Raw genomic sequence first — 9,492 nt, 5'->3', positions numbered from 1 at the left:
GCTCCCCCCCCCGCGCCTCGGGGGGTCCCCCCCGCGGGCCCCCACCCGGCTCTTCGCATGGTGCCGGTCGGGCAGTGCCGGTCAAGCGTTTCGACGGTGGCACCGCGCCTTCACCGTGACACCCCGCCCCAGAGCGACCGGAGCGACCGGAGTGACCGGAGTGACCGGAGTGACCGGAGCGTCGCAAGGGTTTCCTTCAATTCGTTTCCCGCCACGCTGGGCCGCGCTCATACATTTCCGGTACGTAGGCGAGGACGGCGTGGGCACAATCCCGGGAGACGGCACCGTGCTCAGGCGTGGGCCCCGGCACGGCCCGGGCGGGCCGTGCCGGGGCGACGCGGTGCGCTACCGCCGGCGGGCGGTGATCAGGCGCTGCAGGACGATGAAGACGAACAGCAGGGCACCGATGACGATCCGGGTCCACCAGGAGCTGAGGGTGCCCTGGAAGCTGATGACGGTCTGGATCAGCCCGAGCACCAGCACGCCGAGCAGGGTGCCCAGCAGGTAGCCCGAGCCGCCGGTCAGCAGGGTGCCGCCGATGACGACCGCGGCGATCGCGTCGAGTTCCAGGCCCACCGCGTGGAGGCCGTAGCCGGACAGCATGTAGAAGGTGAGCAGCACCCCGCCGAGCGCGGAGCAGAAGCCGCTGATCGCGTAGACGGTGGTCTTGGTGCGCTGGACCGGCAGGCCCATCAGCAGCGCGGACTGCTCGCTGCCGCCGAGCGCGTACACGTTGCGGCCGAGGCGGGTGTAGTGGAGGACCACGAAGGCGACGGCGACCACCAGCAGCGCGATGACCGCGCTCGGTGAGACGAACAGGTCGCCGAGCGGGATCCGGGTCTGCGCCATGGCGGTGTACTGCGGGTCGGTGATGGAGATCGACTCGACGCTGATCGTGTAGCACAGGCCGCGGGCCAGGAACATGCCGGCCAGGGTGACGATGAACGGCTGGATCTCGAAGACGTGGATGACCCAGCCCATCAGCCAGCCGCCCGCGGTGCCCATCAGCAGGACCAGCGGGATCACCAGCAGCGGCGGCCAGCCGTGCAGTTGGACCAGCCAGGCGGAGACCATGGTGGACAGCGCCACCACCGCGCCGACCGACAGGTCGATGCCGCCGGTCAGCACGACGAAGGTCATGCCGACCGCGACGACCAGCAGGAAGGCGTTGTCGATCAGCAGGTTGAGCACGACCTGGCCGGAGAAGAAGCCGTCGTACTGCGCCGACCCGACGGTGAACATCGACACCAGCAGGACCGCGGTGACCAGCAGCGGGACCTGTCCTCGCAGGCGGGTCAGCAGGGCGTTGGCGTTCACGCGCCGACCTCCCGGTTGGTGGTGGTGACAGGATTGGTCCGGGCTCCGCTCCGACGTCCGACGCCGCCGCGCCTGGCGACCTTGGCCCGGAAGTTCGGCGACTGGATCAGGCAGACCGCGATCACGACGAACGCCTTGAACACCAGGGTGGTCTCCGGCGGGATGCCGACGGTGTACACGGTGGTGGAGAGGGTCTGGATGATGAGCGCGCCGAGGACGGTGCCGCCGATCGAGAACCGGCCGCCGTTCAGCGAGGTCCCGCCGAGCACCACCGCGAGGATGGCGTCCAGTTCGATCCACAGTCCGGCGTTGTTGCCGTCGGCGGCCGAGACGTTCGAGGACACCATCAGGCCGGCCAGTGCCGCGCACAGCGCGCTGAACACGTAGACCAGGGCGACCAGGCGCATCGCCCGGATGCCGACCAGCCGGCTGGCCACCGGGTTGCCGCCGACGGACTCCAGCAGCAGTCCGAGCGCGGTGGAGCGGGTCAGCAGCACGGTGGCCAGCACCACCACGGCGCTGAGCAGGATCGCGAACGGCATGGTCAGCCAGTAGCCGCCGCCGATCAGCTGGTACGGCTCGCTGGTGATCGTGATGATCTGGCCGTCGGTGATCAGCTGGGCCAGGCCGCGCCCGGCGACCATCAGGATCAGGGTGGCGATGATCGGCTGCACGCCGACCCGGGCCACCAGCACCCCGTTCGCGACGCCCAGCAGCACCGCCGTGCCGAGTGCGATGCCCACCGCGCCGAACACCGTACCGAGGCTCGCCGGGTCGGCTGCCTCGCTGATGTGCTGGCAGGCCAGCGCACCGGCGATGGCGACGGTGGAGCCGACCGACAGGTCGATACCGCCGGTGGCGATCACCAGGGTCATGCCCAGCGACACCAGGATCAGCGGGGCGCCGAAGTGCAGGATGTCGACCGTACTTCCGTACAGGTGACCGTCCTTGAGGTGGACGGCGAAGAAGTCCGGGGTGAAGGCGAGGTTGGCGAGCAGCAGCACGGCCAGCACCACGGCCGGCCAGAACAGCCTGGACCGGGTCACCGCCCTGGCCCACGGGGTCGTCGGTGCCGTGGTCATTCTTCCGCTCCGCTCGCGATGGTGGCCAGGACGCGCTCCGGGGTGAGCTCGCCGTCGTTGTCGAGCTGAACGACCATCCGGTGGTCGCGCAGCACGCCGACCCGGTGGCTGAGCCGCAGCACCTCTTCCAGTTCGGCGGAGATGAACAGCACCGCCATGCCCTTCTCGGCGAGGTCCGCGACCAGTTTCTGGATCTCGGCCTTGGCCCCGATGTCGATGCCGCGGGTGGGTTCGTCCAGGATCAGCAGCTTGGGGTCGGTGATCAGCCAGCGGGCGAGCAGCACCTTCTGCTGGTTGCCGCCGCTGAGGTTGCGCACCAGCGCCTCGGGGTTGCCGGGGCGGATGTCCAGGGCGCGGATCCAGCGCAGCGCGTACGCGTCCTGAGCGGTGCGCGACAGCGGGCGCGTCCAGCCCCGGGCGGCCTGCAGCGCCAGGACGATGTTCTCCCGGACGGTCAGTTCGCCGACCAGGCCCTCGGTCTTGCGGTTCTCCGAGCAGAACGCGATGCCGTGGGCGATCGCGTCGCGCGGGTTGCGGAGGTCGACCTCGGTGCCGTTGATCCGCACGGTGCCGCGGTCCTTGTGGTCGGCGCCGAACAGCAGCCGGGCCGCCTCGGTCCGGCCGGACCCCAACAGACCCGCGAGGCCGATCACTTCGCCGGACCGGATGGTCAGGTCGTACGGCTCCACGGCACCCTTCCGGGCCAGGCCCTCGGCCTGTAGGAAAGCCGGGCCGGCGACCGGGGCGGTGCGCTCGCCCCGCTGGCCGCCCGCGAGTTGGTCGAGTCCGGCGAGTTCGGCGCCGATCATCCGGGAGACGAGTTCGACCTGGTTGAGCTCGCTGGTCAGGTACTCGCCCTCCAGTCGGCCGTTGCGCAACACCGTCATCCGGTCGCAGATCTCGTAGATCTGGTCGAGGAAGTGCGAGACGAACAGGATCGCCACGCCCTGGTCGCGCAGCCTCCGTATGACGGCGAAGAGCTGGTTCACCTCGTCACGGTCCAGGCTGGAGGTCGGCTCGTCCAGGATCAGCACCTTGGCCGAGACGTCGACCGCGCGGACGATCGCCACCAACTGCTGGACGGCGATGGAGCAGCTGTTCAGCGGCGCGCCGACGTCGATGTCCAGGTCCAGCTCGCGGACCAGCTCGGCGGCCCGGCGGCGCATCGCGGCCCAGTCGATCAGGCCGAACCGACGGGGCTCCCGCCCGATGAAGATGTTCTCCGCGACCGAGAGGTTCGGGCAGAGGTTCACCTCCTGGTAGACCGTGCTGATCCCGGCCTGCTGGGCCTGCAGCGGCCCGGCGATCCGCACCCGGCCGCCGGCCAGCCACACCTCGCCGCCGTCCGACGGGTGGACACCGGTGAGCACCTTGATCAGCGTGGACTTCCCGGCGCCGTTCTCCCCCATCAGGGCGTGCACCTCACCGGGGAAGAGCCGGAAGTCGACCCCGTCCAGCGCCACCACCCCGGGGAACTCCTTACGGATACCCCGCATTTCCAGGACCGGTTGCTGACGCACCCCGGTTCTCCTCTCCTCGTGCGACCCGGCCCACCGGGGAGCGATCCGCCGATCGCTCCCCGGGCCGGCCGAGCCGGTCAGTACTGGCGGGTGGGCAGGGCCGCGGCGGCCTGCTCGGGGGTGAAGGTGCCCTCCTCGGTCTTGATCCGCCGCGGCACCTGCTCACCCGCCTTGACCTTCTTCACCAGGTCCATCAGCTGATCGCCGAGCAGCGGGTTGCACTCCACGTCGTAGTTGATCTTCCCCTGGGTCATCGCGGTGAAGGCGTCCTTGACGCCGTCCACGGAGACGATCTTGATGTCGGTGCCCGGCTTCCTGCCGGCCTCCTCGATCGCCTGGATCGCCCCGAGCGCCATGTCGTCGTTGTGCGCGTACAGCACGTCGATCTTCGACTGGGACTTCAGGAAGGCCTGCATGACCTCCTTGCCCTTGGCGCGGGTGAAGTCGCCGGTCTGCGAGGCGACCACCTTGAACTTCGGGTCGCCCTTGGTGGCGTCCGCGAAGCCGGACTTGCGGTCGTTGGCCGGCGCCGAGCCGGTGGTGCCCTCCAACTGGACGATGTTCACGTCGCCGCCGCTGCCCGCGTACTCCTTGACCAGCCAGTCGCCGGCCTTCTTGCCCTCCTCGACGAAGTCCGAGCCGAGGAAGGAGGCGTACAGCGACTCGTCCTTGGAGTCCACCGCGCGGTCGGTCAGGATCACCGGGATGTGCGCGTCCTTGGCCTCCTTCAGCACGGTGTCCCAACCCGACTCCACCACCGGCGAGAAGGCGATCACGTCGACCTTCTGCTGGATGAACGAGCGGATCGCCTTGATCTGGTTCTCCTGCTTCTGCTGCGCGTCGGAGAACTTCAACTCGACGCCGGCCTTCTTCGCCGCCTCCTGGATCGACTTGGTGTTCGCGGTGCGCCAGCCACTCTCCGCACCGACCTGCGAGAAGCCCACCACGAGCTTGTGGCCGGCCCCCTTGTCGGCCGAGCCCCCGCCTCCACCGGAACCGCAGGCGGCGAGGACGGCGACCATCGCACCGGAGACCAGGACCGACGCAACTCTCTTGGACATGTGGGGACTTCCTCTCGGGATCGTCGATCGCGCGAACGGCACCGGCTGTGTGAACGCGAGGTATCGTCGCCGTTTCGCTCGGGACCGATTGTTAACGCTAACAATTGACCCCGGCAAGGCCTCCGCGCCGTGTTACCCAATCTTGACCAGGACGGACCGGCTACCGGAGGTGCTCTCAGTCCGCTATCCACGTCGGCCAGTTGACGCCCGGAGCACCCGCCCCCTGCCGTTCGGGACCGGAACCACCGGACACGCCTCGGAGCCGATCGGGGCAGCTCACGGCAGCTCATCGGCACACGACCGGGATCCCGGTCGGTAGAGGTCGGGCGATCGCCCGGGGCACTGAGGCGGTCGGCGTGACAGGCCCACGCCGACCTGGGCGGGCGGCTTCCTGACGGCTCCGCCGGCCCTGGCCCGGGCGCGCAGGCCACGGCCGCACAATGGCCGCGCCGGGCCCAGGGCGCTCCCGCCCCTGGGCCCGGCACCCGTCAGGACCATCGGCACCCTGCTCCGCCCGCTGAATCGCACAGCGGACGACCGCCGGTGCCCCGGCGGCTCAGCCCCAGGGCTGGACGACCAGCCAGCTGGTGTCGGCAGCCCAACTGGTACTGCTGTCCCATGCGTTGGAGCCGCCGTTGTCGGCGATGTAGGCGGTGTAGTTGTAGTGGCGGAGGTACTTCGTCGGGAAGTTGACGGACCGGAAGGAGCTGCCGACCCCGCCGTTGCCACTGGTGGGGCAGAAGGTGGCGTCCTGCGCGAAGGAGCCGACGCCGCTGTCGAAGTCCAGGTAGAGCTCGTAGTTGTAGTGGTGCAGGAACTGCCCGGGGCTGTTGGCGGACTCGAAGGACAGGCAGGAGGAGTCGGCCAGGCCTGCGCGGACGATCCAGGTGGCGTCGGCCTTGTCGTTGGCCGAACTGGCGGAGCCGGTGTCGGAGATGACGACCTTGGAGTCGGTGTCGTTGTGGCGGAGGTAGTGGGACGTGCAGCAGGGCGCGGTGGTGGCCTGCAGGGAGATCCGGGAGCCGGGGGTCAGCGTGCCGGTGCTGGTCGAACCGCTGTTGTAGCCCGCGGCGGTGATGTTGGCCTGGACCGCGTTCTCGGTGGCGTCCGACGGGTAGCCCTGGGTCATGACCCCCTCGTAGAAGGTGCCTTGGGCCCACTTGCTGTTGTCACCGCCGATGCCGAGGATGATCGCGCCTTCCTTGTGCATCGGGTCGTAACCGGTGGCGTTGGGGCGTGCGCCGTTGTAGAAGGTGGACAGACCGCCCGACTGGGCGTCACCGCCGCGGAGGGCCCACTGGTTCGGGCCGCCCTTGAGCATGGCGGTCAGGAATCGGTTGCTGACGCTGGGGTCATTGGCGTTGAACCCTCGGTTCACCCCGGAGAACAGGCCGTTCTCCAGGTCTGCCATGACCCACGGGCCATTGCCGCTGCCCGAGCCCCAGCTCTTGTTGTTGCCGAAGTAGAGGGCCTCCATGTGGCCGTTGCCGGTGTCCAGGTTGTTCGTCTCGGCGTTGCCGTAGTCGAAGCAGCAGCCGCCGTTGAAGTGCGTGCCGTCGAAGATGGCGTACATGCCCTCGGGCTGGTCGCCGGTGGCGATGCCGTTGGTGTGGTTGTTGCGATAGCCGGTCCCGGGGGCGACGTAGACGCCGTACGCCTTGTGGCCGGCGACGGTGACCGGCGCCTCGACGGCGTTGGCGAGGTTGTCCGGCCCGCCGGCCGCCCCGCCGGCGGGCGCCTGGGTGAGGTGGTTGCCCTTGCCGGACTGGTCGTAGAGGACGGTGATGACGCAGCTGGTGCCGGCGCAGAAGGAGTCCTGCGCGGCGGCGTCGGCGTAGCCGCCGGCGCTCAGCAGGCCGATGTCCCTGGTCGCATTGTCGACCGCGCGCCTGACCTGGTACAGCGGGCCGTTGTACGTCCCGTACAGGGCCCGGGTGGTGCTGTGCGCCGCCACGCACGGCGTGCCGCCCGCGGCGTAGATGTCACACGGCCCCTGGGTGGCGGCCTGCGAGGGGGTGGCCGTGGCGGTGAGCAGGCCGGCGGCGAGCGCAGCGGTGGTACCGGCCGCGAGGAACGCGTGTCGGAGGCGGTTCAACCACGGTTTGATCATGAGGAGTTCCTTCACTGGGTGGGGTGGGGGTGGGGCGGGCGCCGACGAACCTCCCGGTGTCCGGCTGCGCGGACGGCGCGGGTTGCGCTGACGCCTGCGGGTCCGGTGCGGCTTCTGCCCTTCTGGGCACCGGACCCGGCACAGGGGCTGCTGGTCAGCTCCGGGGAGAGGCGGCGAGCCGGCTGGTGTCCTGGGCCCACGACGAAGGGCCGTCCCAGGAGTCGGTGCCGCCGTTGCTCGCGGCGCGGCCGGCGAAGCGGCAGTGGCGGACGTACCTCTCCGGGACGTTGAAGGACTTCGGGGAGTAGTCGGCGCCGCTGGTCCCGTACTGGGCGCAGAAGGTGGCGTCGGCGGCGGAACTGCCGAACGTCACCGGCGTTCCGCCCACCGCCGGCGTTCGCCGGGCGCGGCTCAGCCGTGTTCGGGTGGTCATGAACGAACTCCTTCGCGGGTGGGGGAAGGAAGAAGGCGTCCAACATTGTTAGCGCTAACAACAATGGCCGAGAAAAGGTGGACCCGGCCCGTCGAGAAAGCTCCTGGCCGGCTGCATCGACCATCACTATGGCCAGATGCCCCGGCACCGTCAAGACGTCTGGATGTTAACGCACACAATCCCCCGAAGAGTTGCCTCCGCCGACGGCCTCCGTGTGGGGTGGGGGCCGGGGTGGCCGGAGCCGGGAATGGGGACGGGTCCCCGCACGCCCGTGCGGTGGCGTGCGGGGACCCGGGTCCTTGGGGCCGGCTGTCCTGGGGTGGCCGGGTGTCAGGCCGGGTAGGGCAGTTCGGCTTCCGGGGTGCCGGCCGGGCTGGTGTGCAGGGCGCCGTCCGGGCCGCCGATCCGCAGCTGCCAGGGGTGCGGGCTGTCGGTGGTCACCCGGAGGCGGTCGCCGGTGCGGCGCAGGTGGAAGCGGGCGCTCTCGCCGGGGCCGTCGGAGCGCGGGATCACCACGGTGGTCTCGGCGCCGTCGGCGAAGGCGTGCACCCGCAGTTCGACGCCCTCGGCCCAGGCGGAGACCGGGCGCTGGTCGTCCGCGGCGAGCGGGACGACGGAGTCGGGGCGGGCGAGCAGCGGCAGGGTGTGGAAGCCGTGCTGTTCGCGCACCCAGCGCGGGCCGGTGACCTGGTCGCCGGTCAGGATGTTGGTCCACGTCCCCTCGGGTACGTAGTAGTCGACCGTGCCGTCCTCGGTGAAGACCGGGGCGACGAGCAGGTCGTCGCCGAGCAGGTACTGCCGCTCCAGCGTCGCTGCGGCCGGGTCGTCGGGGAACTCCAGCACCATCGCGCGCATCACCGGGACCCCGGTGGCGTGCGCCTGCTGGGCCGCGCGTTGGAGGTAGGGCGCCAGGCGGTGCTTGAGCAGGGTGAACTCGCGCGTGACCTCGACGGCCTCCTCGCCGAAGTCCCACGGCACCCGGTAGGACTTGCTGCCGTGCAGGCGGCTGTGCGAGGAGAGCAGGCCGAACTGGGTCCAGCGCTTGAAGACGGCGGGGGTGGGTGTGCCCTCGAAGCCGCCGATGTCGTGGCTCCAGAAGCCGAAGCCGGACAGGCCCAGGGACAGTCCTCCGCGCAGCGACTCCGCCATGGCGTTGAAGTGCGACTCGCAGTCGCCGCCCCAGTGCACCGGGTACTGCTGGCCACCCGCGGTCGCGGAGCGCGCGAACAGCATCGCCTCCCCCTCGCCCCGCTCCTCGCGCAGCAGCCCGAACACCGCCTCGTTGTACAGGTGGGTGTAGTAGTTGTGCATCCGCTCCGGGTCGGAACCGTCGTGCCAGAGCACGTCGGTGGGGATGCGCTCGCCGAAGTCGGTCTTGAAGCAGTCCACGCCGACGTCCAGCAGGGTGCGCAGCTTGTCGAGGTACCAGGTGGTGGCGGCGGGGTTGGTGAAGTCCACCAGGGCCATGCCGGGCTGCCACAGGTCCCACTGCCAGACGGTGCCGTCCGGGCGCCGCACGAGGTGGCCCTCGCGCATGCCCTCGGCGAAGAGTTCCGACTTCTGCGCGATGTACGGGTTGATCCACAGGCAGATGCGCAGGCCCTGCTCCTTGAGGCGCGCCAGCATCCCCGCCGGGTCCGGGAAGGTGTCCTCGTCCCAGCGGAAGTCGCTCCACTGGTACCCGCGCATCCAGAAGCAGTCGAAGTGGAAGACGCTGAGCGGGATCCCGCGCTCGGCCATCCCCCCGACGAAGCGGTTCACCGTGGCCTCGTCGTAGTCCGTGGTGAACGACGTGGTCAGCCACAGGCCCAGCGCCCACGCCGGGGGCAGCGCGGGGCGGCCGGTGAGCGCGGTGTAGCGCTCCAGGACCTGCCTGGGGGTCGGACCGTGGACGACGAAGTACTCCAGCGACTGGTCCTCGACACTGAACTGCACCTGGCCCACCGACTCGGAGCCGACCTCGTAGGAC

Annotated in this window: 7 protein-coding genes; all 7 read right to left on the bottom strand. The window is 70.1% G+C overall.

Going from position 1 to position 9,492, the window contains the following annotated elements; genetic code table 11:
- Positions 1 to 345 precede the first annotated feature (345 nt).
- On the bottom strand, positions 346 to 1,317 hold the full coding sequence (yjfF, locus tag ACFV8H_RS40540; protein ID WP_380409685.1) for a galactofuranose ABC transporter, permease protein YjfF: 972 nt from the start codon (positions 1,315 to 1,317) through the stop codon (positions 346 to 348).
- On the bottom strand, positions 1,314 to 2,399 hold the full coding sequence (locus ACFV8H_RS40535; RefSeq protein WP_380409683.1) for an ABC transporter permease: 1,086 nt from the start codon (positions 2,397 to 2,399) through the stop codon (positions 1,314 to 1,316). The genes yjfF and ACFV8H_RS40535 overlap by 4 nt, the downstream gene beginning before the upstream one ends.
- Complete coding sequence (locus ACFV8H_RS40530) at positions 2,396 to 3,895, bottom strand: sugar ABC transporter ATP-binding protein (protein ID WP_380409687.1); 1,500 nt, start codon at positions 3,893 to 3,895, stop codon at positions 2,396 to 2,398. Before ACFV8H_RS40530 ends, ACFV8H_RS40535 begins: the two co-directional genes overlap by 4 nt.
- Positions 3,896 to 3,996: 101 nt before the next feature.
- Entirely contained in the window at positions 3,997 to 4,980 is a 984-nt protein-coding gene (locus tag ACFV8H_RS40525; protein ID WP_380409681.1) for an ABC transporter substrate-binding protein, read from the bottom strand.
- 556 nt (positions 4,981 to 5,536) lie between these two features.
- A complete protein-coding gene (locus ACFV8H_RS40520) occupies positions 5,537 to 7,090 on the bottom strand; it encodes an alpha-L-arabinofuranosidase B (RefSeq protein ID WP_380409679.1) in 1,554 nt (517 codons plus the stop codon).
- Between the two features lie 154 nt (positions 7,091 to 7,244).
- Positions 7,245 to 7,523 carry an AbfB domain-containing protein gene (locus ACFV8H_RS40515; protein WP_380409677.1) on the bottom strand — a complete coding sequence of 93 codons (279 nt, stop codon included), beginning with the start codon at positions 7,521 to 7,523 and terminating at the stop codon, positions 7,245 to 7,247.
- 330 nt (positions 7,524 to 7,853) lie between these two features.
- The coding region (gene yicI / locus ACFV8H_RS40510) for an alpha-xylosidase (RefSeq protein ID WP_380409675.1) at positions 7,854 to 9,492 on the bottom strand (1,639 nt) is incomplete at its 5' end.

Source organism: Kitasatospora sp. NPDC059827, from assembly GCF_042731675.1.
GTDB lineage: Bacteria > Actinomycetota > Actinomycetes > Streptomycetales > Streptomycetaceae > Kitasatospora.
The sequence above is the reverse complement of the archived record's forward strand: the minus strand, read 5'-3'. Positions and strand labels throughout refer to the sequence as shown.

What these genes read in the sequence shown, in the direction of transcription:
- ACFV8H_RS40535 (WP_380409683.1), bottom strand. Translation starts at nt 2,399, where the DNA reads ATGACCACGGCACCGACGACCCCGTGGGCCAGGGCGGTGACCCGGTCC.
- ACFV8H_RS40530 (WP_380409687.1), bottom strand. Translation starts at nt 3,895, where the DNA reads ATGCGGGGTATCCGTAAGGAGTTCCCCGGGGTGGTGGCGCTGGACGGG.
- ACFV8H_RS40525 (WP_380409681.1), bottom strand. Translation starts at nt 4,980, where the DNA reads ATGTCCAAGAGAGTTGCGTCGGTCCTGGTCTCCGGTGCGATGGTCGCC.
- ACFV8H_RS40520 (WP_380409679.1), bottom strand. Translation starts at nt 7,090, where the DNA reads ATGATCAAACCGTGGTTGAACCGCCTCCGACACGCGTTCCTCGCGGCC.
- ACFV8H_RS40515 (WP_380409677.1), bottom strand. Translation starts at nt 7,523, where the DNA reads ATGACCACCCGAACACGGCTGAGCCGCGCCCGGCGAACGCCGGCGGTG.